This window comes from Moraxella sp. CTOTU47724, from assembly GCF_032014955.1.
GTDB classification, from domain to species: domain Bacteria; phylum Pseudomonadota; class Gammaproteobacteria; order Pseudomonadales; family Moraxellaceae; genus Faucicola; species Faucicola tetraodonis.
Genome location: NZ_DALZSV010000007.1, coordinates 1 through 22,809, shown reverse-complemented (window position 1 = coordinate 22,809; position 22,809 = coordinate 1). Strand labels below are relative to the sequence as shown.

General features: G+C 45.6%; 19 protein-coding genes and 2 tRNA genes. 9 read left to right on the top strand and 12 right to left on the bottom strand.

From position 1 onward, the window contains the following. Positions 1 to 48: 48 nt before the first annotated feature. Entirely contained in the window at positions 49 to 1,389 is a 1,341-nt protein-coding gene (locus RTR63_RS02860; RefSeq protein ID WP_312522557.1) for a BaiN/RdsA family NAD(P)/FAD-dependent oxidoreductase, read from the bottom strand. Positions 1,390 to 1,769: 380 nt separating this feature from the next. Between RTR63_RS02860 and acs the strand changes: the two genes are divergently transcribed. The 4 genes from acs to RTR63_RS02840 all read left to right on the top strand — a co-directional run bounded on the left by acs (position 1,770) and on the right by RTR63_RS02840 (position 7,959). Continuing rightward, positions 1,770 to 3,719 (top strand): acetate--CoA ligase, encoded by a 1,950-nt coding sequence (gene acs, locus RTR63_RS02855; protein ID WP_312522556.1) that lies wholly within the window; start codon positions 1,770 to 1,772, stop codon positions 3,717 to 3,719. 268 nt (positions 3,720 to 3,987) lie between these two features. Then, a complete protein-coding gene (locus RTR63_RS02850; RefSeq protein ID WP_312522586.1) occupies positions 3,988 to 5,097 on the top strand; it encodes an S-(hydroxymethyl)glutathione dehydrogenase/class III alcohol dehydrogenase in 1,110 nt (369 codons plus the stop codon). A 42-nt stretch (positions 5,098 to 5,139) separates the two neighbouring features. Further along, positions 5,140 to 6,024, top strand: coding sequence for an S-formylglutathione hydrolase (fghA, locus tag RTR63_RS02845; protein WP_312522555.1), 885 nt, complete (start codon positions 5,140 to 5,142; stop codon positions 6,022 to 6,024). 147 nt (positions 6,025 to 6,171) lie between these two features. Next, the gene (locus RTR63_RS02840) at positions 6,172 to 7,959 is read left to right on the top strand and encodes an FMN-binding glutamate synthase family protein (protein ID WP_312522554.1); all 1,788 of its coding nucleotides are present in this window, start codon (positions 6,172 to 6,174) and stop codon (positions 7,957 to 7,959) included. A 56-nt stretch (positions 7,960 to 8,015) separates the two neighbouring features. Here RTR63_RS02840 and glmS read toward each other — a convergent pair whose 3' ends face one another. The 8 genes from glmS to RTR63_RS02800 form a co-directional block, all read right to left on the bottom strand. Next, positions 8,016 to 9,854 carry a glutamine--fructose-6-phosphate transaminase (isomerizing) gene (gene glmS, locus RTR63_RS02835; protein ID WP_312522553.1) on the bottom strand — a complete coding sequence of 613 codons (1,839 nt, stop codon included), beginning with the start codon at positions 9,852 to 9,854 and terminating at the stop codon, positions 8,016 to 8,018. Between the two features lie 182 nt (positions 9,855 to 10,036). Beyond that, positions 10,037 to 11,395, bottom strand: coding sequence for a bifunctional UDP-N-acetylglucosamine diphosphorylase/glucosamine-1-phosphate N-acetyltransferase GlmU (glmU, locus tag RTR63_RS02830; protein WP_312522552.1), 1,359 nt, complete (start codon positions 11,393 to 11,395; stop codon positions 10,037 to 10,039). A gap of 46 nt (positions 11,396 to 11,441) precedes the next feature. Continuing rightward, the gene (locus RTR63_RS02825) at positions 11,442 to 12,041 is read right to left on the bottom strand and encodes a phosphatidylglycerophosphatase A family protein (RefSeq protein ID WP_312522551.1); all 600 of its coding nucleotides are present in this window, start codon (positions 12,039 to 12,041) and stop codon (positions 11,442 to 11,444) included. 14 nt (positions 12,042 to 12,055) lie between these two features. Then, a complete protein-coding gene (gene thiL, locus RTR63_RS02820) occupies positions 12,056 to 13,021 on the bottom strand; it encodes a thiamine-phosphate kinase (RefSeq protein ID WP_312522550.1) in 966 nt (321 codons plus the stop codon). Between the two features lie 54 nt (positions 13,022 to 13,075). Next, entirely contained in the window at positions 13,076 to 13,636 is a 561-nt protein-coding gene (nusB, locus tag RTR63_RS02815; RefSeq protein ID WP_203172457.1) for a transcription antitermination factor NusB, read from the bottom strand. Between the two features lie 9 nt (positions 13,637 to 13,645). After that, a complete protein-coding gene (gene ribH, locus RTR63_RS02810; protein WP_007115135.1) occupies positions 13,646 to 14,161 on the bottom strand; it encodes a 6,7-dimethyl-8-ribityllumazine synthase in 516 nt (171 codons plus the stop codon). A gap of 158 nt (positions 14,162 to 14,319) precedes the next feature. Further along, the gene (gltX, locus tag RTR63_RS02805) at positions 14,320 to 15,816 is read right to left on the bottom strand and encodes a glutamate--tRNA ligase (protein WP_312522549.1); all 1,497 of its coding nucleotides are present in this window, start codon (positions 15,814 to 15,816) and stop codon (positions 14,320 to 14,322) included. Between the two features lie 173 nt (positions 15,817 to 15,989). Beyond that, positions 15,990 to 16,616 carry a DedA family protein gene (locus tag RTR63_RS02800; protein ID WP_007115137.1) on the bottom strand — a complete coding sequence of 209 codons (627 nt, stop codon included), beginning with the start codon at positions 16,614 to 16,616 and terminating at the stop codon, positions 15,990 to 15,992. A 204-nt stretch (positions 16,617 to 16,820) separates the two neighbouring features. On the opposite strand from RTR63_RS02800, the gene RTR63_RS02795 reads away from it, so the two are divergent. The 5 genes from RTR63_RS02795 to RTR63_RS02775 all read left to right on the top strand — a co-directional run bounded on the left by RTR63_RS02795 (position 16,821) and on the right by RTR63_RS02775 (position 19,921). Further along, a tRNA-Ala gene (locus RTR63_RS02795) sits at positions 16,821 to 16,896 on the top strand. Between the two features lie 35 nt (positions 16,897 to 16,931). Then, positions 16,932 to 17,007 (top strand) — tRNA-Glu (locus RTR63_RS02790). Between the two features lie 370 nt (positions 17,008 to 17,377). Continuing rightward, a complete protein-coding gene (locus tag RTR63_RS02785) occupies positions 17,378 to 18,097 on the top strand; it encodes a metal-dependent hydrolase (RefSeq protein WP_312522548.1) in 720 nt (239 codons plus the stop codon). 1 nt (position 18,098) lies between these two features. Next, positions 18,099 to 18,647, top strand: coding sequence for a YchJ family protein (locus RTR63_RS02780; protein ID WP_060996018.1), 549 nt, complete (start codon positions 18,099 to 18,101; stop codon positions 18,645 to 18,647). Between the two features lie 131 nt (positions 18,648 to 18,778). Next, positions 18,779 to 19,921, top strand: coding sequence for a pyridoxal-phosphate-dependent aminotransferase family protein (locus RTR63_RS02775; RefSeq protein ID WP_312522547.1), 1,143 nt, complete (start codon positions 18,779 to 18,781; stop codon positions 19,919 to 19,921). Between the two features lie 105 nt (positions 19,922 to 20,026). On the opposite strand, the gene RTR63_RS02770 is transcribed toward RTR63_RS02775, so the two are convergent. From RTR63_RS02770 to RTR63_RS02760, 3 genes are all read right to left on the bottom strand, one after another. Beyond that, on the bottom strand, positions 20,027 to 20,929 hold the full coding sequence (locus RTR63_RS02770; protein ID WP_312522546.1) for a histone deacetylase family protein: 903 nt from the start codon (positions 20,927 to 20,929) through the stop codon (positions 20,027 to 20,029). Position 20,930: 1 nt separating this feature from the next. Further along, complete coding sequence (locus RTR63_RS02765) at positions 20,931 to 21,815, bottom strand: class II glutamine amidotransferase (protein WP_203172463.1); 885 nt, start codon at positions 21,813 to 21,815, stop codon at positions 20,931 to 20,933. Positions 21,816 to 21,953: 138 nt separating this feature from the next. Then, on the bottom strand, positions 21,954 to 22,721 hold the full coding sequence (locus RTR63_RS02760) for a DUF3800 domain-containing protein (RefSeq protein ID WP_065253845.1): 768 nt from the start codon (positions 22,719 to 22,721) through the stop codon (positions 21,954 to 21,956). Positions 22,722 to 22,809: the final 88 nt, after the last annotated feature.

The window sequence follows — 22,809 nt, the reverse complement described above, 5'->3', positions numbered from 1 at the left end:
TTAGGTTTATCAATACCTAACCCACTTCAAACCTAAACCATTTTATAGCTAAACCACTTCGCCAGCCACGAACCCACTTGCCCAAGCCCATTGGAAATTGTAGCCACCTAGCCAACCAGTAACATCGAGCACTTCTCCGATAAAATACAAATTCGGTTGTAACTGACTTTGCATGGTTTTTGAGGAGACTTTATCAGTAGCAACGCCGCCGCGTGTGACTTCAGCTGTACGATAGCCTTCAGTGCCTGATGGCGTCAAACGCCAAGCATTGAACTGCTCACCAAGCTGCGCTAACTTCTCGTCTTTGATATTGGCAAGCTCAGTCTCAGCCATGTCTTGCCACAATAAATTTTGCAAAGTACTCATAACTTTTTTAGGTAGCGCCGGCGCGCTTATCTGGTCGTTTAGCACGGTTCTGATCAACTGTTTTGGGTGCTGTTTTTTTTGCTCGGCTAAAAATGCTGCCATATCAAAGTTTGGGAATAAATTGATAAAAATCGGCTCGCCCACCTGCCAATAATTCGATAGCTGTAACATCGCAGGCCCGGATAAACCGCGATGGGTAAATAGCACGGGCAACCTAAAACTGATGCGCTCGTTAAACGCAATGACCTCAAAACTAACCCCCGATAACGATTTAATCGCATCGCCAATTTTATCGGTAAAGGTAAAGGGTACTAGTCCTGCCGATGTTGGCACAATGGTATGCCCAAATTGCTGCGCTACTTGGTAACCAAATCCTGTCGCACCCATGGTCGGAATTGACAGTCCGCCTGTGGCGACTACCAACGAGTGACAAGTTAAGGTTTGCTCGCTACTTTTTTGATGCGCTGGTTGATGAGGCTGTTGGTTAGCTGGTTGATTGACAGTTAACACAAACCCCGTATTGTCGGGTAACGCTTGGATTTGCTGGATGGTGGTTTTTAGTTGAATAGTCACTTGATTGGCACGGCATTCATTCAACAGCATTTGTAAAATATCATTGGCAGAGGTATCACAAAACAGTTGCCCATGCTCACGCTCATGATAAGGAATCTGATACTGGCTAACCATGCCAATAAAATCCCAATTTAAATAGCGTGACAATGCCGATTTGCAAAAGTGCGGATTGCTACTTAAATAATGCTTGGGCTCAATTTCATAATTGGTAAAATTACAGCGCCCACCGCCGCTCATAAGGATTTTCTTACCCGCTTTATTGGCATGATCTACCACCAGTACCCGCCGTCCGCGCTTGCCCGCTGTCAATGCACAAAATAGCCCTGATGCCCCTGCCCCGATGATGATGACATCATACGCAAACGTGGACGGTGCGTTTGTTGACCCAGCGTGATTTTGAACCGTGTCAATCTTTGGTGAAGTATTTGATGAAGTATGTTTTTGCTGCATGATGACCGCTATTTATCAAGTAAAAGACCAAATGAGAATCCGCTTACAATACAGATGTTTGCCCAATATCTGAAAAAATATCCTTAAAAATATCCTGAGTAACATTGCAAAATTTGTAATTTTTTGCCAAACTAAGGAAAAGGCACTCTAGAATCAAGGATTAGATTGTATTGCATTTTCATAGTGAGCGGACGTTTATTGATGGCTCGTTTCATCGCTCTGTTGATGGCCTGTGTTACTGGCAGCTTGTCAATGTTAGCTTATCAACGTGAAAATGTTGTTTTTGAAGTTAAGCCCGCTACCTATTTGAGCCGTTTGTCAGTTCGTAGCCATTTAGAGTATTACCCCACCAACCTACGAGTCATAACAAGGAATGTTTTATGAAGAGCTACCCTCATAGCGCTGAATTTGCCGCTAAAGCCAACACCACTCCCCAAAAATACGCCGAGACCTATCAAGAATCTGTGGAAAATAACGAAGCGTTTTGGGCAAAACGCGCTGAATGGGTTGATTGGATAAAAAAACCTACCAAAATCAAAAACGTCAATTATGACCTAAACAATTTTAGCATTAAATGGTTTGAAGATGGTGAGCTTAATCTATCGGTCAACTGTCTTGACCGTCATGTTGCTGAAAACCCTTACAAACCTGCGATTATTTGGGAAGGCGATCATCCCTCACTTCACAAAATCATCTCATACAAAGAGCTACATTCAGAAGTATGCCGCCTTGGTAGCGCATTGCGTCGTAAAGGCGTCAAAAAAGGCGACCGTGTCACCATTTATTTACCGATGATTCCTGAAGCGGCGGTTGCGATGCTGGCTTGTGCGCGGATTGGTGCGGTTCACTCATTGGTATTTGGCGGGTTTTCAGCGGACAGTCTAGCCAGCCGTATCATCGATAGCCAATCAAAAATTGTCATCACCGCTGATGAATCTGTGCGTGGTGGTAAACATACGCCGCTTAAACAAAATGTGGATCGTGCGCTAGACCATGACGGCACCGAATGTGTTGAAAAGGTCATTGTGGTGTACCGTACCGGTGAATCCATCCCAATGAGCGGACGCCGCGACATTTGGTATCACAACTTAATCGACAATGCGTCTGAAGACTGTCCACCAGAGCCAATGAATGCCGAAGACCCGTTATTTTTGCTTTACACTTCAGGCTCAACTGGCAAGCCTAAAGGCGTGTTACATACCACCGGTGGTTATTTGACCTATGCGCTATCCACCTTCCGTGACGTGTTTGATATCAAAGACAATGACGTATTTTGGTGTACCGCGGATGTGGGCTGGGTCACAGGTCACACCTATGTGGTGTATGGACCGCTTGCCAACGGCACAACGACCGTGATGTTTGAAGGGGTGCCACAGTACCCAGATTGGGCGCGTATCGGTCATATCGTTGATAAGCATGACGTTACCATCTTGTATACTGCGCCAACCGCCATTCGCGCGATGATGAAAGAAGGCGATGATTACGTCCGTAAATCAAACCGTTCCAGCTTACGTCTGTTGGGCTCGGTGGGTGAACCTATCAACCCTGAAGCCTGGAACTGGTACTATAACGTGGTGGGCGAAGGTCGTTGTCCGATTGTCGATACTTGGTGGCAAACTGAAACCGGGGGTATTTTGATGACGCCAATCCCCAATACGGTTGATCTCAAACCAGGCTCCGCGATGAATCCACTGTATGGCGTCAAGCCAGCGATTGTTGATGCCGAAGGTGCTGAATTAACGGGCGCTGCCGAAGGCAACTTAATCATCAAAGACAGCTGGCCAGGTCAAATGCGTACCATTTGGGGAGACCATAAACGCTTCTTAGAAACTTACTTTAGCACCTATCCAGGCGCTTACTTCACAGGTGATGGTGCCCTGCGCGATGAAGACGGTCATTATTGGATCACAGGTCGTGTGGATGATGTCTTAAACGTCTCTGGTCACCGCCTAGGTACAGCAGAGATTGAAAGTGCGTTAGTATCGCATCCTTCAGTCGCTGAAGCAGCTATTGTGGGTATGCCACATGAGCTTAAAGGTCAAGGCGTTGCCGCTTATGTCATCTTAAAATCAGGCGAAGAGCCGAGCGAGATGCTCAAAGGTGAAATCAACCGTCATGTCCGTGGTGAGATTGGTCCAATCGCCAACTTAGACTCGCTCTACTTGGTCGAAGCCTTACCAAAAACGCGCTCCGGTAAAATCATGCGCCGTATTCTGCGTAAACTTGCCGCGCATGAATTTGAAGGTTTAGGCGATACTTCAACCTTGGCAGAACCAGAGGTGGTTGATAACCTCATCAATGTGGTTAAAGCTGATAAACAACCTGCTTAATGGCTTACCAAATTTAAAAAACGTCTGTAGCTACAGGCGTTTTTTCATGGTTTTTCAATTGTTAAATATATTTAAAAATCCAATTCAAATTTTTAATTTTAATGATGATTTAATTAAACCCAATTGCTTACAATTTCAAGCTTAATCATGCGATAATTGGTTATGTTATAATGCCGACCAAAGGCATTTTTAATAAAACCAATATAACAAGGATAAACCGATGACAGATATGACTGCGGCCACAGCGCCATTAGATTTTAGCAAACCTATCAAATCGCGTGCTGCGGTAGCTTTTGCTGCGGGAGAACCATTACAAATCGTCGAAATCGACGTTGAACCACCGCGTAAAGGTGAAGTACTCGTCAAAATTACCCATACGGGCGTTTGCCACACGGACGCATTCACCTTGAGTGGTGATGACCCTGAAGGAGTTTTTCCAGCGGTTTTGGGTCATGAAGGCGCAGGTATTGTGATGGCAGTCGGTGAAGGGGTAACCAGTGTACAACCTGGTGATCATGTCATTCCGCTATATACGGCTGAATGTGGTGAATGTTTATTTTGTAAAAGTGACAAAACCAACTTATGCGTCGCGGTGCGTGCCACCCAAGGTAAAGGCGTGATGCCTGATGGTACTACCCGTTTTAGCTATCAAGGTCAGCCAATTTATCATTACATGGGCTGTTCGACGTTTAGTGAATATACTGTCGTTGCTGATGTATCGCTTGCTAAAATCAATCCTGAAGCCAATCCTGAGCAAGTCTGTCTATTAGGTTGTGGCGTGACCACAGGACTAGGTGCGGTAAAAAATACCGCTAAAGTACAAGAAGGCGACAGCGTGGCGGTATTTGGGCTTGGCGGTATTGGGCTTGCTGTGATTCAAGGTGCCAAACTTGCCAAAGCAGGCCGTATTATCGCGGTTGATACCAACCCCGACAAATTTGAGCTAGCCCGTGAGTTTGGTGCGACTGATTTTGTCAATCCAAAAGATTATGACCAACCCATTCAACAAGTGATTGTTGAGATGACAGGTTGGGGTGTGGATCACAGTTTTGAATGTATCGGTAACGTCAATGTCATGCGCTCGGCACTTGAATGCGCGCATCGTGGCTGGGGTCAAAGCGTGATTATTGGTGTCGCAGCTGCAGGTCAAGAGATTTCCACTCGTCCGTTCCAACTAGTGACAGGTCGCCGCTGGTTAGGCTCTGCATTTGGTGGGGTGAAAGGTCGCTCACAACTGCCAGGTATGGTGGAGCAAGCCATGCACGGCGATATCCAACTGGCACCTTTTGTCACCCATACCATGGGTCTTGAAGATGTCAATACCGCATTTGATTTGATGCATAAAGGTAAGTCCATTCGTTCAGTGTTGCATTACTAAAACATTACCGAACTTGGCATTAAACAGAATGGGAAATTCACCATGAAAAAAGTTGAATCGCATAAATTGCACGGTGGTGACCTACAAGTGTGGCAGCATACCAGTGTGACCACACACACGGAGATGAAATTTGCCATCTATTTGCCACCCAAAGCCATCGTCAATGAAGCAACCGAAACCACTGGAACAACAGCTCAAAAATGTGCGGTGCTGTATTGGCTATCAGGGCTGACTTGTACCGAGCAAAACTTTATTCAAAAATCTGGGTTTGCTGAGTATGCCAGTCGTCACAACGTGATTGTGGTGGCACCCGATACCAGTCCTAGGGGTGTCGATATAAGCGGTAACGATGTGCCTGATGACAGCGCTTATGACTTGGGGCAAGGGGCAGGCTTTTATGTCAATGCCACCCAAGCGCCTTGGGCAACGCATTTTCAGATGTATGATTATATCGTCGATGAGTTGCCTAATCTCATCGAACAGCACTTCCCTGCCAGTGACCAGCGCAGCATTTTTGGTCATAGTATGGGTGGGCATGGCGCGCTGATGATTGCCCTACGCAATCCCCAGCGCTATGCCAGCGTGTCGGCTTTTTCACCCATCGTTGCACCGTCACAAGTGCCTTGGGGACAAAAAGCCTTTAGCGCTTATCTAGGTGATGACCAAAGCACCTGGGCAAATTACGATAGCTTAGCGTTGATGAAGCAGTCAGCGCATAGCAAAAAATTACCGCTATTGATTGACCAAGGTAGCGGGGATGAGTTTTTGGCTGAGCAGCTCAAACCTGATCTCTTTGAGCAAGCTGCCAAAGATGCCAATTATCCGATGACGCTGCGTATGCAGGACGGTTATGACCATAGCTACTATTTTATCAGTAGTTTTATCGCTGACCATTTTGCGCACCACGCCGCTGCCCTTCAAGCTTAAGCACGCACACAATCACTTGTCACACCACACGGCTGACAAGTGATTGACCATTTTCATTTTGCCATCGCATTACCCCCTCCATCATTTAAAATAACAAATTTGCGATGATTATTTTGCCCGCGATCCTATCTGATAAGGAAGATTATCATGGTTAACAAGCGCACTGATATCACGGTAACCCCTACCCATAAAGAGCCCTATTTGCAAGGCGTTGTGTTTCGCTACAGCGTGTTTGCCATTGCCTTTGCTATCCTTGCTTTGGGTATTGTGCTACTCAAATGGTGGCTGATAGTGATTGGTCTGGTGGGCTTTGTGGTGGGCATTTATGATTTGATGCAAGTACACCATGCCGTCTTGCGTAACTACCCAATTTCGGGACATATTCGTTACCTATTGGAAGAATTCCGACCTGAACTGCGCCAGTATTTGATTGAAGATGACCAAGCCGCCGTGCCGTTTTCGCGCCAGCAGCGTGCGCTTGCTTATCAACGTGCCAAAAATGTCAGTGATACCAATGCTTTTGGTACCTTAGAAAATTTATACCAGTCTGGCAAAGAATGGTTTTTACAATCCACCCTTAGCTATCCTCTCAAAGAAACCAATTTTCGTATTATGGTGGGCAGTGAACGATGCCTACAGCCCTACTCGATGTCGGTGTTTAATATCTCTGCCATGAGTTTTGGCAGCCTGTCAGCCGCGGCAATCGAAGCGCTCAATCAGGGCGCAAAACTCGGTGGATTTGCTCATGATACAGGTGAAGGTGCGATTAGTCCGTACCATAAGAAACATGGCGGCGATTTGATTTGGGAGCTGGGTACCGGGTATTTTGGATGCCGTAATCACGATGGTACGTTTAGCGCCGAAAAATTCGCTGAACGCTCGCGCCTTGAGCAAGTCAAAATGATTGAAATCAAGCTGTCGCAAGGGGCAAAACCTGGTAAAGGCGGGGTATTGCCCAAAGAAAAAATCACCCCCGAAATTGCCGAAACCCGTGATGTACTGATGGATGTAGACTGCGTTTCTCCAGCGAGCCACTCAGCCTTTACCACCCCGCGTGAGATGGTGCAGTTTTGGCAACAGCTGCGTGAACTATCAGGGGGCAAGCCGGTTGGTTTTAAGCTGTGTGTCGGGCAGCCTTGGCAGTTTATGGCAATTGTCAAAGCCATGATTGAAGCAGATAATTACCCTGATTTTATCGTGGTTGATGGTGCAGAAGGCGGTACAGGGGCTGCGCCTGTTGAGTTTATGGATAATGTTGGCATGCCGCTACTCGATGGTTTTTTGCTTGTACACAATACGCTGGTGGGTGCGGGGGTGCGTGACAAAATCAAAATCGGTGTCAGTGGTAAAATCATCTCTGCCTTTGATATCGCTCGCATGCTAGCGCTGGGTGCAGATTGGTGTAACTCCGCGCGTGGCTTTATGTTTGCGGTGGGCTGTATCCAATCACGTGCCTGCCACACCAACAAATGCCCAACTGGGGTTGCCACCCAAGACCCCTATCGTCAGCGGGCATTACATATTCCTGACAAGGCACAGCGGGTCTATAATTTTCATAAAAATACGCTTAAATCATTGGCAGCGATTGTCGGTGCAGTGGGTTTACACCACCCAAAAGATTTACAAGCGTATCATATTGCCAGACGCCTGGAAAATGGGCAGATTAAGCTATTATCCAAGTTTTATTATTTTACGGAACCTGGCGTGTTACTGGATTTATCGGCGCGCTCAGATGTTTTTAACCAAATGTGGGTCATGGCAAATCCTGATAGCTTTTTGGCAAATAACGAGGCGTTAATTGCTTACAATCACGATGTGCGTCACGCCCATGAGCACAACGAAAAGCGCTTTAATGAAGGCAATTACCCTGAACGTATCGACAGCTTCGATGAAACCGCAAATAGCTATTATACCTACGATGATGACCCTTCTTAATACTTTTTCCACAAAAAAACCGCTAATGATTAGCGGTTTTTTTGTGTCAGCTTAGTTTATTCCACCGTGACGCTCTTGGCCAAATTACGGGGTTTATCAACGTCTGTACCTTTGGCAAGCGCAACATGGTAAGACAACAATTGTACGGGAATGGTGTGTACTATGGGCGATAACACGCCAATATGACGTGGGGTGCGAATTACGTGTACGCCCTCACTATCGGAAAAATCACTGTCAAGATCGGTAAAGACAAACAACTGACCGCCACGCGCCGAGACTTCTTGCATATTGGCTTTGACTTTATCAAGTAGGCTGTCATTTGGCGCTATCACCACCACAGGCATATTTTCATCAACCAATGCCAGTGGACCGTGTTTTAACTCGCCAGCGGGATAGGCTTCTGCATGAATATAGGTGATTTCTTTGAGCTTTAATGCGCCTTCTAAGGCAATCGGGTAATGAATACCACGTCCCAAAAACAGCGCGCTTGGCTTATCAGCAAATTTGCTTGACCAGCTGCTGATCTGTGGCTCAAGATTGAGCGCATATTGAATATCATTGGGCAAGCTACGCAGCGCATTGGTGTATTCGACCAGTTTAGTGTCATCCACATAGCCACGCACACGACCGAGTGTCACCGCCAAACCAAATAAAGCCACTAACTGAGTGGTAAAGGCTTTGGTTGAGGCGACCCCAATCTCCGCACCGGCTCGGGTATAGACTACTAGCTCACTGGCACGAGGCAAGGCGGATTCCATCACATTACAGATGGATAGACTATGTTTGTGCCCCATCGCTTGTGCGTATTTTAGCGCCTCCATGGTATCTAGCGTTTCCCCTGATTGCGAGATGGTGATAATCAATTGTTTTGGATTGGCAATCACCTCACGATAACGGTATTCACTGGCGATTTCGACATCGGTGGCAATTTTGGCAATACTTTCCAACCAATATTTGGCGGTCAATGCAGCATAATACGACGTGCCACAGGCAAGAATCTTAATACTGTCGATATCATTGAAAACGGCTTCAGCATTTTCACCAAAGTTTTCGGCGATAAACCCGGCATCCAAAAATATTTCGGCGGTATCTGACACTGCTTTTGGCTGCTCATAGATTTCTTTTTGCATAAAGTGGCTATAAGCGCCTAGTTCAAGAGACGCTAAGGACACTTGCGAAGTGGTGGCTTTGCGGGTCGCTGGATTGCCTTGTTTGTCAATCATTTGTGCCACGCCATCTGCCGTCAACTGGGCAATATCACCATCTTCAAGATACATGATTTGACGGGTAAAGGCGACAACTGCTGAGACATCCGATGCGATAAAGGTTTCATGCTCACCTAAGCCGATGAGTAATGGACAGCCCATACGCGCCACCACCATGTTTTGTGGCATATCGTTGGCAATCACCGCAATCGCATACGCACCATGAAATTGTTGGGTCGCCGCTTTTACTGCATTGAATAAATCACCGCCGTTTTGTACATAGTGCTGGTGCACTGCATGGGCGATGACCTCGGTGTCGGTTTGTGACTCAAAATGATAGCCATTTTGCTGAAGGCGAGCGCGCTCGGCTTCAAAATTTTCGATGATGCCGTTATGTACCACCGAAATCAAATCACCCGAGATATGCGGATGCGCGTTTGGCTCAGTGACGCCGCCGTGGGTTGCCCAGCGTGTGTGACCGATGCCGGTGTGACCGTAGACGCCACGCTCTTTGGCAGCGGCTTCCATTAAGGCAACACGCCCCACTCGGCGCACGCGTTTGAGTCCTTCATCGGTTTGCACTGCAATACCCGATGAGTCATAACCCCGATACTCTAGGCGTTTTAAGCCATCGGTTAAAAAATCTACCACATTGTCTTGCGCACGAATGGCGCCAACGATACCGCACATAACTGTTCCTTAGTATCCAGGTTTTGGTGTGAGCAATCAAATTTGATTGCTGTGAAAAACAATCCCCCCGTTTACACAGTCGTTAGATTGTTTTATTGTTGCTTAACCAAACTGCTTTATCGTATAAAGCAAGTTTATCGTATTAAGCAAGAATTTGTTAAATTTAGGCAAAAATTCAAATATCAAGATTTTTTTTCAGGACGTTGCCAACCCTCAATCGTGACTTGTTTACCACGGGCGATGGACAGTTTTTCGGCAGGGCAGGCTTTACTGATGGCACTACCTGCACCAATGGTGGCACGGTCACCAATGGTTACAGGGGCAATCAGCACCGCATTTGAGCCAATTCTGACTTCATCACCGATTTCGGTTTTAAACTTATTGACGCCATCATAATTGGCAGTGATGGTGCCTGCGCCAATATTGGTCTTTTGTCCAATGGTGGCGTCGCCCAAATACGCCAAATGATTGGCTTTGGCGCCGCTTGCCATTTGGGTGTTTTTAAGCTCCACAAAGTTACCGATATGCACCTCTTTGTCAGTGACCGCATTGGGGCGCAGACGGGCAAATGGTCCGATTTGGTTGTCTGCGCCTACCACCGCATTGTCAAATAGACTATAAGGTTGCACCACAGTGCCACTGGCGATTTTGCTGTTTTTGATGATACAACCTGCGCCGATTTTGACGTTATCACCTAGCTCACAATCACCTTCAATGATGACATTAACATCAATTTGCACATCTTTGCCAACTTTGAGCGAACCGCGTAAATCAAAACGGCTTGGGTCAATCAAATGTACGCCTTGTTGCATCAGCGCTTGGGCTTGATGCGTTTGCCAAGTACGCTCTAGATTTGCCAACTGCAGACGGTCATTCACGCCTTCGATTTCAAACTGATGGGTCGGCGATACGGTGGCGATTTCGATGCCATCATCCACCGCCATTTTGACGATATCGGTCAGGTAATATTCACCTTGGGCATTGTTATTGGTCAAGTTATTGAGGTACTTGTGCAAAATATCATTGGCGACACAGTACACACCGCTATTGATTTCAGTGATTTGTCTTTGCTCATCGTTGGCATCTTTTTCTTCGACAATGGCGATTACTTGGTCGTTGTCACGCACAATACGCCCCAAGCCAAATGGGTTGGCTAAGTTTAGGGTTAGCATGGCAAAACGGCTGTCTGTATTTGCCAATTTCTCTAAGGTATCGACGCCAATGAGCGGCACATCCCCTGATAAAATCAAGCTTTTTCCATCCGTAGGCAACACCGGCAAAGTCATTTGCACCGCGTGACCCGTGCCCAATTGCTCAGCTTGCTCGACCCAATCAATTTGTTCATCGGCAAAGGCATCTTTGACTTGCTGACCTTCAAAACCATAGATAATGATATTTTTTTGGCTACCCAATTGTTTGGCAGTGGCGAGTACGTGATGTAGCAAAGGCTTGCCTGCTAGGGGTTGTAGGACTTTTGGCTTGCTCGATTTCATGCGAGTGCCTTTGCCTGCTGCCATGATGATGGTGGTTAAGTTGGTCATGGGAATTCCTTATTCTTTTTTAAACTAATTTTAATGATACAACAGATTAAACATAAGTAACGAGCACACTGACAAAAACTATTAGCACAACCCCTGCCATCAGCCCCGCCAAAATGTCATCAATCAAAATACCAAAACCGCCACTCACATTTTTATCCACCCATTTAATCGGAAAGGGTTTTAGAATATCAAAAAAACGAAATAAAACAAAAGCGATCAATAAATGAAACCATTGCCATAAGCCTAACCATGTATCCATTTGATAATAATCCATAACACCAAATGGATTAAATTGATAACAATACTTTAAAGGCAACAACGAAATCCACATCCCGACCCATTCATCCCAGACGATATGCGGGTCATCATGTACACCCATCAAATCCGATGTTTTGCCACAGATATAACTACCGACCAGACAGCCGATTATTGTAACTGCCAAAAACCCCCAAAACCCTAGCCACAACATCGGAATGGCAACCACCAGTCCGCCCACTGTGCCCCACGTCCCAGCAGCGCGCTTTGGCAATCCTGAGCCTAAGCCGATACCGAGCCAATAAATCAGCTTTTCCCAAACGCTCACGGTTGGTGGACAAGGCGGGCAAACATTGGCTTTACGGACGTCGGGTTTATGCAGTTGAGTCATAGGAAGTTCTTTGGCTAAAAATGCTGATAGCCAGTGATTGAAAATTCAATGGGTTGGTTATTATAAGTCAGCCTCAAGCCGTTTTCTGTGACAATTTTGCCAATGGCAAAAATTTTATCCGAAAACTGTTGATTAAATTTGACAAAATTTTGCTCACTCATGGTAAAGCACAGCTGATAATCATCGCCGCCATTGAGCTGATGTTGCCACTTATCAGCATTTGGCAACGCTTGTAATCGTGGATGCGTTGGAATATTGGCTAAATCGACCACCGCGCCCACCTGTGATGCGGTCAGGATATGACCCAAATCCTGCCCTAGCCCGTCTGAAATATCAATCATGCTATCGGCAAATCCACGTAATTTTTGTCCGAGCTCAACTTGCGGAACAGGTAAATCGAGTGCCGGCTGTAAAGCGATTGATTGTAAAGCAGTATTGTGCTGCTCAGATTCTTCAGCGTCTAAAATTTGCTGTAACGCAAAACTTGCTGAGCCAATCTCACCACTGACACAGATGATATCACCGACTTTCGCGCCCCTTCTGGTAATAGCTTGCCCAGCTGGCACAAAGCCCAGTGCAGTGACAGAGATGGTTAAAGTGTTTGATTGGGTGGTATCGCCACCGATGAGCTCGACATCAAATCGGTTACAAATGTCCGCGATACCTTGGGCGAATGGTTTGAGCCAGTCATCCTGTGCAAGCTTAGCAGGCAAGCTAATACCCAGCAATATCGCATAGGGCGTCGCCCCCATCGCTGCCAAATCGGATAAATTAACCGCGACCGATTTATAGCCGATGGCATAAGCGGATGTTGATAAGGGAAAATGCTGACCTGCAATCAGCGTGTCAATACAGCTCACCAGTTCGCAATCGCTTGGAATACTGCTTATCGCACAATCATCCCCAATACCCACTTGGGTCAAAGGATTTTTGCGTGTGCAGTGTTGAAAATGTTGATAAATCAAAGAAAATTCGGACATCTTAGCCATCCGTATCGAGCATAAAAGGGCGTAGCGAGTACGCCCTTTACGGTATTATTTTTCTTCTTCGGTAGTCGCTTGCGATGGCGGCTGCGGCGCATCCTCTGTTTTGGCTTTTTTGGCATCTGCCTCTACTTCAGGCATACGCGCGTCTTTGGCGATTTTATCCATCACCACATGAATCATTTTATAGCCATCTGATGAGCCAAAATGGGTATTGAGCTGAATCGCTTCATCAATCACTACTTTGTAAGGCACTTCCAAGTGCTGCTTCATCTCATACGCACCGACAAGTAATACCGCTTGCTCAACTTTATCTAGACGTGTCCAAGGGCGATCAAGTAGGCTGTCGATATAGGCGATTAAGTCATCGCTTTGCTCAATGATTTTGCTTAGTAGCTCGTGATAATAGCCCAAATGCACCGTGTGCATGGCATTCTCACTGCGGGTGTGCGCTTCGATTTCGTGCGATGGGTTGCCTGTCAACAGCCATTCATATAACCCTTGCACCACAAAACGGCGTGCTTTACGAATCGCGGTCAGGCTAGTTTTATAATTGACGGCGTTGTCTTGACTCGCCTGCTCTGGTGAGGTGTGGGTTGAATTGTCAGTCATATCGCTACCTTATTCACCAGCCATTTGTGCGTCAATTTGACCCAACACGTTAATCATCTCAAGCGCGACCATGGCTGCTTCTGAGCCTTTGTTACCTGCTTTGGTGCCAGAGCGCTCAATGGCTTGTTCGATACTGTCTGTGGTCAAAATCGCATTAATAACAGGCACATCATAATCCAACCCAATCGCGCCCAAGCCTTTGGCAGATTCACCAGCGACAAAATCAAAGTGCGGCGTGCTACCACGAATCACCGCGCCTAAACCGATGATAGCGTCAAATTTATCGGTTTGTGCCATACGAGCAACCGCCAATGGAATTTCCCAAGCACCCGGTACACGCACCACAGTAATATTGCTACCTGCGATACCATGACGCAGTAAGGTATCAATCGCGCCGCTGACCAAACTTTCTACCACAAAGCTGTTAAAACGTCCTACCACCATACCGATTTTGGCGTGGGCATTGGTGTGTAGTTCACCGCTGATATGCTGTACTTGGGCGAGTTCGTTTTGAAGATTTGCCATGATGATTACCTTTAAATTGTAAAAATTAGAATCTGATTTTGCTAGGTATGATACCATTTTTGTTAGGTTTATTCATGTTATTTAGCATGACCCTAGGTTACTCTTGTTAAAATAAAAAATCCGCCATAGCGACGGACTTTTATACAACATAATTAAGCTTATTGGGTCAAAAAGCTTGGCAATACTTTATGACGTTTTTCCAATTCTTTGGCTTTTTTCTTACTGACACCGCCTAATACTTCAATGGCATGACGCAGGCGCTGCAACGTCATATCCGCCCCAATCAAATACATTGAATTCATCACAGGCGTGCTTGACTTGCTACCTGCGATGGCAATAAAAAATGGCGACATAAAATCACGCAACTTAATGCCCATCTCGCCTGCCAAACCAGACAATACCGCTTGGATATTCTCCTCCGTCCATACAGGCAGGGTTTCTAACTGCCATTGCGCAAGTTGTAGAATCTCCACGGTTTGCTCAGTGGATAGCACTTTATGCTCAAAATCCACCTCACTAATCGTTGGCAAGTTTTGGAAATAAAAGCCCGACCAATTCACCGCATCCGACAACAAGTTAATGCGTGGCTGAATGGCTTTGGCAATTGCGGTAAGTTTGTCGCTGTCATTTGCCCAATCAAGAATTTTGGTTTTTAAGGCTTCGGGTGACAGTGAGCGCAACCATTCGCCATTGAGCCAAGTGAGTTTTTCTACGTCAAAAATCGGACCGCCAAGCGACACCCGTTTGATGTCAAAACTGGCAATCATCTCATCCAACGTGAATTTTTCGGCTTCATTTGGCATGGAGTAGCCCATCCGTCCCAAATAATTGAGCAAGGCTTCTGACAACACACCTGCATCACGGTAATAGGTGATAGACGTTGGGTTTTTGCGTTTGGATAGTTTGGATTTGTCGGGGTTTCTAAGCAGTGGCATATGACAAAGTACTGGCATATCCCAACCAAAATATTTATACAACAGTTGATGTTTTGGTGCAGAGTTAATCCACTCTTCGCCACGGATGACGTGGGTAATCTGCATCAAATGGTCATCGACCACGTTTGCCAAATGGTAGGTCGGTAGACCGTCGGTTTTGAGTAGCACTTGCATATCCACTTGTGACCAAGGAATCTCGACTTCCCCACGTAGCATATCGTCAAATTTACATACACCCTCGTCTGGCACACGCATACGAATGACGAATGGCTTGCCTTCGGCGGCGAGCTTGTCCGACTGTTCACGCGTAAGGTTCGCATAGCGACCGTCATATTTTGGGGTTTCGCCCCGCGCCATTTGTTCGGCTCGCATTTGATCTAACTCTTCGGCTGTGGCAAAACAGCGAAATGCATGGCCTTTGTCCAGTAGTTCTTCGGCGTATTGTTTGTAGATGTCTTTACGCTCGCTTTGGCGGTACGGTGCATGTGGACCGCCCACGTCTGGACCTTCTGCCCAGTCAAGACCGACCCAGCGCAGGGCGTCCAAAATCATTTGTTCAGATTGTGCGGTGGAGCGCGTTTGGTCGGTGTCTTCAATGCGCAGGATAAAATCGCCGCCATGCGCTTTGGCAAAGGCAAGGTTAAATAGCGCGATATAGGCGGTGCCAACGTGGGGAAAGCCTGTGGGGCTTGGGGCAATACGGGTGCGGACTTTTGACATGGATTTCTCAATTTTACAAAAATTTCAAATTAGCGGCTATTATAGCCGACTATCGAATTTTTATAAATTGAATCCTAGCGATGATAGGTGGCTGATAAAATATAAATTTGGAAGGCAACGCTAAATGCTAGATTGACTTTGGCATTTAGCGTTATTTTTGAACACTAATTCAATTATTTATCCTTGCGATGACGAATGATTTCAATCACCATAGGCACCACAGAAAACACGATAATCGCAATCATAATCCACGAAAAATGTTCTTTGACAAAGGGTAATTGACCAAAAAAATAGCCTAGCGTGGTGAAAGATACCACCCATAATACCGCGCCAACGATGTTATAGCGAGCAAACTGGGAATAATTCATGTTACCCATCCCGCCTACAAACGGCGCGAAAGTGCGTACAATGGGAATAAAACGGGCAATAATAATGGTGCGTCCGCCGTATCTTTCATAATAATCGTGGGTTTTTTGCAAATAGCTTTGCTTAAAAATCTTGGAATTGGGATTGGAAAATAACTTTTGCCCAAAGTGTTTGCCAATCTCAAAATTGACAAAATCGCCCAATACTGCTGCCACAATCAATAAACCAATCAGCACAAAGATATTCATATCGCCCACTGCGGCAATGGTGCCTGCGGCAAACAACATCGAATCCCCTGGCAAAAATGGCAACACCACCAAACCTGTCTCGCAAAACACAATGGCAAACAAAATTGCATAAATCCAATTGCCATAGTTGTTGACCAGCTCTTGTAAATGCTCACCGATATGCAAAATAAAATTCACCAACCACATGGGCTATCCTTATAAATTTAGACAAAACAACAAAATATAACTAATCTACAGTCGTTATATGAAGGCAATATTAACCAGGCATCATTATAGCAAGAATGGGTAAAAATTTTGTGTTTTTAGGCAAAAATCATCTTGACAGCAAAATCAGTTTTCAATAAAATACGCGCACTCTTAGGCAAAGCAGTCTAAATAATTCCCAAAAATGGGGCTATAGCTCAGTTGGTAGAGCACTTGCATGGCATGCAAGGGGTCAGCGGTTCGACTCCGCTTAGCTCCACCACTATTAAGTCTGCTTAGAGCACCTCGTGCGATTGCGTCCCCATCGTCTAGAGGCCTAGGACATCGCCCTTTCACGGCGGTAACCGGGGTTCGAATCCCCGTGGGGACGCCACTTATTTTAAAAAAAGCCATTGTCTGACGGACGATGGCTTTTTTGTTTTTGCTATCTGTTTGTCTTAGGCGTTTTTGCTATCTAGTGTTGCCTTGCCACATCCTAGGTTAAATAGGTTACATAGCTTACAATGTTTTGCTTTTCTCCATGTCGCATGCGCCCACCCCACAAAATCAATTTTCCTTGCGCTCAGTTGACGCTTTGTCATCAAAATTAGCATATAATTGAGCGCAATTGCGTATGTGATAAATGATTTTTTGGCTATCTGCTTTGAGCTACTTGATTCTAGCTACTTGATTTGAGCCACTAAATTTTACCATTCGAGTTTTGACTCGCTGATTTTAAGCTATTGGGAAACTGGGCGAAGACTATGGCAAATTTTAACACTCACATAAGCGTGGCTTTTGTCGCAAGTGGCGTCACTGGCTTGGTGATTTATAAGGCAGGGATGCTTACCGCGCCTGAATATTTGATGTGTGTGGTGGCTGGTACCGTTGGTGGCTTGCTGCCCGATATTGATTTGGACCACTCGGTACCCGCGACCGTAGGATTTAATGTCGTATCGCTGTTGAGCGCATTTTTTATTGTTATCTTGTGTGTCGGGCAGTTTTCGTTGGTTGCATTGGCAGGATTATGGTTAGCATCTTATTTGCTGATGCGCTACGGGGTGTTTAATTTATATAGCAAATTGACGGTGCATCGTGGTATCGTGCACTCGATTCCCTATCTGGGGATTATGGCGATGACCCTCGTGTACGCCAGCTTTTATGGGTTTAAGCAAGGCGCTGTTATCAGTTGGTTTTTGGGACTGTTTTTGATGTTTGGCGCCATTGTTCATCTGCTGTTAGATGAGATGTTTAGCGTCAACCTATTGGGGCTGAGTGTCAAAAAATCTTTTGGTACCGCGTTTAAAGTGTTTAAATTCGATCAAGTAGGCTGGTATTTGGGCTTATATGCCGTGTTGGCTGCCCTGATTGTGTTTGCCCCGCCGTTTAAAATATTTTGGCAGACGCTACAAGACCCGATTAGTTGGCTTATTTTAAAGAAAAATATCTTGCCTACCGCCATCAACCTACCGAACATTCATTAACATGATACATACGTCACCTTGCCCGTGCGGCTCTACACTGTCTTATGCTAATTGCTGTGTACCCCTGCATGGGGGGCGAAAATTCGCTGATACCGCAGCACAGCTAATGCGCGCTCGGTACGCGGCATTTGTGCTTCAACATATCGAATATATCGTTGCCACCACTGCGCCGTTTCAGCAAGCATTACTGGATAAAAAAAGCATCGCTGATTGGTCACAGCAAACTGATTGGGCAGGACTTGAAGTCATCAACCATCTAGCAAAACTTGGCAAACGCCATGCACAAGTCGAGTTTAAAGCCTACTTTCACTTGCCTAATGCATCGGTTGGGTATTCCACGGTTTTGGATTTAACTGTTTTAGATAAGAAAGGTTTAGACAGCAAAGGTGTCCATCATGAGCTATCCACCTTTGTGAATATTCCCACCCATGGCACCAGCCGTTGGTATTTTTTGGATCCGACAGTGGTCATGCCTGTCACCCAAAAGCAGCCTTGCCCCTGCGGCAGTGGTGAGAAATACAAACGCTGCTGTGGACAGTTTTTGGCTTAATCGCTGCGCCATTGATAACAAAAACTTTAACAACCGCTCTACAATTTTTTTGGTTTTTAAAAGGGCTTTTTTGCTAGACTAATTTTATTTGCGATTTTGCGATAAAGACAACGATATTAAAGGAGAGTCCCATGCCAGCCCTACGCCAAGATATTGATCCAGACGGTTTATTAGAATACTCTGTGGTCTACACCGACCGCTCGCTCAATCACATGTCCAAAAAATTCCAAACCGTGATGAATGATTTGTCCACAAGTTTAAAAAATGTGTACAACGCCGATGCGGTGGCAATCGTGCCGGGTACAGGGACTTACGGTATGGAAGCGGTTGCGCGCCAACTTGCCACCGACCAAACAGTGCTCATCATCCGTAACGGCTTTTTTAGTTTTCGCTGGACGCAAATCCTTGAAAAAGGTCGTATCACGGATGATGTTACTGTCCTGACCGCACACATCGGTGACAACAGTGATTCAATTGGGCAACAACAGCAGTTTGAGCCAGTGGCAATCGAGGCGGCTGTCGCTAAGATTCAATCTAAAAAACCTGCGGTAGTATTTGCCCCGCATGTCGAAACCGCGGCAGGCTTGATGCTCCCTGATGACTATATCAAACAACTTGCCGATGCGGTGCATAGTGTCGGTGGTTTACTGGTCATCGACTGTATCGCCTCAGGCTGTGCATGGCTTGATATGAAAGCGCTGGGCATTGATGTACTCATCTCTGCCCCACAAAAAGGCTGGTCAAGCACACCATGTGCGGGACTAGTAATGATGAATGAAACAGCCGTTGCCAAAGTGGAAGCCACCGAATCGACCAGTTTTGGACTGGATCTCAAACAGTGGCTCACTATCATGCGCGCTTATGAAAATGGCGGTCATGCGTATCATGCGACGATGCCAACCGATGGGCTGACCAAATTCCGCGATACCGTCAAAGAAGCCGAAGCGATTGGACTTGATAAACTCAAAAGTGCCCAATTTGAATTGGGTCAAAAAGTGCTCTCTGTCCTCAATCAACATCATATTATCAGCGTCGCAGCAGCAGGCTACCAAGCGCCGGGTGTGATTGTGGTCTATACTGAGCGTGATGATATGCACAAAGGTGCAGCATTTGCAGCCCAAGGCTTACAAATTGCAGGTGGTGTGCCACTGAAAGTTGGCGAACCCGACAGCTTTAAAACATTCCGTTTAGGGCTATTTGGGTTAGATAAATTAACAGATGTCGACGGTACCGTCAGCCGTTTTAAGCAAGCGCTTGAGAAAGTATTAGCCTAATTATCAACGTACGTGTTGGTGCATTTTTTAGCATAACCACGGTGTATTTTAAAAACTTTGTAAGTTTAAAAGCTCTGTGTAACAGGGCTTTTTATTGCTTTAAAATTACTTATACAGCCTTTTTGCCGTGCGAAAGGTATTGCAATGGGCTTCTACCACATCGTCAATGTTTTCTGAGTAGCCGCCACCCATCACCACCGCCACTGGGATCCCATGGGCTTTGGCTTGGCTAAATACAAACGCATCACGCTTGGCACAGCCGTCACGGGTGAGCGCAAGTTTACCGAGCTTATCGGTGGCGAGCACATCCACGGCTGACTGGTAAAAAAGCATATCGGGTTTCACTTTTGCAATAAGTCTGGGCAGCGTCTCCATTAATATGGCTAAATACGCCTCATCGCCTGTCTCGTTTGGCAAATCAATATCTAAATCAGATGCTTGCTTGCGAAACGGGTAGTTTTTTGCGCCATGCATGCTAAAGGTAAATACCCGGGGTTCATTTGCCATCAAATGCGCTGTACCGTTGCCTTGATGCACATCCAAATCTACCGTCAGAATTTGGGTCGCCTGTCCACGTGCCAACAATAAATTACTCGCCACCGCCACATCGTTAAACACGCAAAACCCTTCGCCATGATCGGCAAACGCATGGTGGGTACCGCCTGCGATATTGAGTGCGACACCGAATTGTTTGGCGAATAAGGCACATTCATAAGTGCCGTGGGCAATCACACGTTCCCGCTCAACGAGCCTTGGCGTCATCTCAAAGCCGATGGCGCGCGCGTCTTTGGGGGGCAATGTTTGGTATTTTAGATGCTGCCAGTACCTTTGTGTATGTGTGGTGAGAATTTCGTCTTCGCTCAATCGCTGCGGGGCAAAAAAATTGGCTGGGGTGAATGTACCCTCCGCCAATAACCGCTCCGCAATCATCGGATATTTTTGCATAGGAAAACGATGGCGTTCGGGGACGTCATATTTGAAAATATCAGAATAAGCGACCTTTATCATATTATAAGCTCGCCCCCACTTTGCGGGCGATGGCAATGCCTTCTTCAATGGTTAAGCGGATCGGATTATCAGGGGTATCTTTAAATAAAATATCGCCATCCCGAAACATCAAACATTCATCCACATACAGCTGTTGCCAGTGTTCGTTGTAAGTCAAAGGAATGGTAGTAATCAAGGTCACTTTATCGGTTTGCGAGGTTACCTCGCTAAAATCAATCGCCAGCTCACTGTCAGCGAGTTTTGCCTCACCAAATGGCGCTTTACGGGTGATAAAAAACAGCAAGCTTCCTGCATACGCTAGCTGCCAATCGCCATTGCTAATGAGACAATTAAACAAGCCCAACGCCGATAACTCACGACAAATCGTGGTCAAAAACTGGAATAACACCTCGTCACTGGGCGGCTCACTAAATTGTGATTTGAGGCGATTGAGCAGATAACAAAATGCCATCTCCGAATCGGTTGTACCTACGGGCTGATAGTGGGTGGGCACAGGACTGAGCTGGTCAATAAAACCCATCTGCAGCTGCCCATTATGCGCAAACGCCCATTCCTCGCCCCATACCTCACGGACAAAGGGGTGGGTATTAGCCAAGCAATTTGTGCCTTGCGTGGCTTTGCGAATATGGCTAATTACATTCATCGCCTTAATCGGATAACTGTTGACTAAATCCGCCACCGGTGAGCAGAAACTTGGCTTGTCATCGTGAAATTGACGTATCCCAGCTTTACGATTACACTGCGATGGGTCGGGATTTTTTTCAAAAAACACAATACCAAACCCATCGGTATGGATATCGGTCTGCCCGCCCCGCTGACGAAACCCCGCAAAGCTAAAATGAATATCGGTGGGTGTGTTACAATTCATTCCTAATAATTGGCACATTAAAATTCACTTTTTGTAATATTTGGTTTAGTTCCTTGAACTATTTCATAGCAAATGCTATCATAACGATGTAGTCTGACCTAAAGCTAGACTTTACAGTAGGACTCATCGGTTCAGCGAAAGCTGAACCTTTCTTTTTTAGCGAATAACAATTCCTAGTAAATCTTTCTTACTTGCCTGTTTAAATAATACTGGTTGCAAGCGGTCAAGGTAATTTTTACCACCTTTTCTTTTAATATACTGATTTGGTTGAAACTTTTGACTGAGAAAATATGCATTAACATCTGCTAACTGAATAAAATAAGAATGTGCAGAATCTTTATGAATTGCGTCTTCAATAATTAGTTTAGTTGGTAAGATACGATAACCAGCACCTAGATTAAAGCTGTTAGGAACGGGATTATAACGCCGCATTTTTCGGGTGAGATTTCTTAGCTTGACTTCATCAGTTTTATCAACAAATAACATGGCAGTATCTTGAATATTCGTTGAACCAATAAAATTTCGATACTGCAATGTATTTTCAATACGTTGAATTAAAGTTTGCCATGCCAAATTAAAAATGTCACTGCCTATTTGTTTATTCTTTTTATTTACCACTACATTGATGATTTGATAGTTTGATAAATTTGCTTGAAAATCAATTACATCTCTCAATAATCTTAAACGCATGGATTTGGCGATTCGTTGGAACTCAGCAGGTTTGTGAATAAAATGTGAGCAATGAATCTCTTCACGTAATTTGAACCCGTATTTTTCTCTCAGAAACCGCCTAAAGTCAATGATTGAATTCAAGGTTTGGTCCCACTTACTTTCATGAATAATGATTGCACTCAAGCAAAAATAATTAGAAGGGCTATTTTGTAATCCTATATCACCACTTTCATCAACATAAACAATATACATTTGTTATTTTCTCGCCCAATGGTATGCCGCCAAGCGTTTCATCAAATCAGGATTTTTCACCATAATATTATCGCCCGTACGACCTTGC

Coding starts and splice junctions, on each gene's coding strand:
- RTR63_RS02800 (WP_007115137.1), bottom strand. CDS start 16,616: ATGTGGTTGGTGAATTTTATTTTGCATATCGGTGAGCATTTACAAGAG.
- acs (WP_312522556.1), top strand. CDS start 1,770: ATGAAGAGCTACCCTCATAGCGCTGAATTTGCCGCTAAAGCCAACACC.
- glmU (WP_312522552.1), bottom strand. CDS start 11,395: ATGACCAACTTAACCACCATCATCATGGCAGCAGGCAAAGGCACTCGC.
- fghA (WP_312522555.1), top strand. CDS start 5,140: ATGAAAAAAGTTGAATCGCATAAATTGCACGGTGGTGACCTACAAGTG.
- RTR63_RS02860 (WP_312522557.1), bottom strand. CDS start 1,389: ATGCAGCAAAAACATACTTCATCAAATACTTCACCAAAGATTGACACG.
- ribH (WP_007115135.1), bottom strand. CDS start 14,161: ATGGCAAATCTTCAAAACGAACTCGCCCAAGTACAGCATATCAGCGGT.
- RTR63_RS02765 (WP_203172463.1), bottom strand. CDS start 21,815: ATGTGCCAATTATTAGGAATGAATTGTAACACACCCACCGATATTCAT.
- RTR63_RS02770 (WP_312522546.1), bottom strand. CDS start 20,929: ATGATAAAGGTCGCTTATTCTGATATTTTCAAATATGACGTCCCCGAA.
- gltX (WP_312522549.1), bottom strand. CDS start 15,816: ATGTCAAAAGTCCGCACCCGTATTGCCCCAAGCCCCACAGGCTTTCCC.
- nusB (WP_203172457.1), bottom strand. CDS start 13,636: ATGACTGACAATTCAACCCACACCTCACCAGAGCAGGCGAGTCAAGAC.
- glmS (WP_312522553.1), bottom strand. CDS start 9,854: ATGTGCGGTATCGTTGGCGCCATTCGTGCGCAAGACAATGTGGTAGAT.
- RTR63_RS02760 (WP_065253845.1), bottom strand. CDS start 22,721: ATGTATATTGTTTATGTTGATGAAAGTGGTGATATAGGATTACAAAAT.
- RTR63_RS02785 (WP_312522548.1), top strand. CDS start 17,378: ATGGCAAATTTTAACACTCACATAAGCGTGGCTTTTGTCGCAAGTGGC.
- thiL (WP_312522550.1), bottom strand. CDS start 13,021: ATGTCCGAATTTTCTTTGATTTATCAACATTTTCAACACTGCACACGC.
- RTR63_RS02840 (WP_312522554.1), top strand. CDS start 6,172: ATGGTTAACAAGCGCACTGATATCACGGTAACCCCTACCCATAAAGAG.
- RTR63_RS02825 (WP_312522551.1), bottom strand. CDS start 12,041: ATGACTCAACTGCATAAACCCGACGTCCGTAAAGCCAATGTTTGCCCG.
- RTR63_RS02780 (WP_060996018.1), top strand. CDS start 18,099: ATGATACATACGTCACCTTGCCCGTGCGGCTCTACACTGTCTTATGCT.
- RTR63_RS02775 (WP_312522547.1), top strand. CDS start 18,779: ATGCCAGCCCTACGCCAAGATATTGATCCAGACGGTTTATTAGAATAC.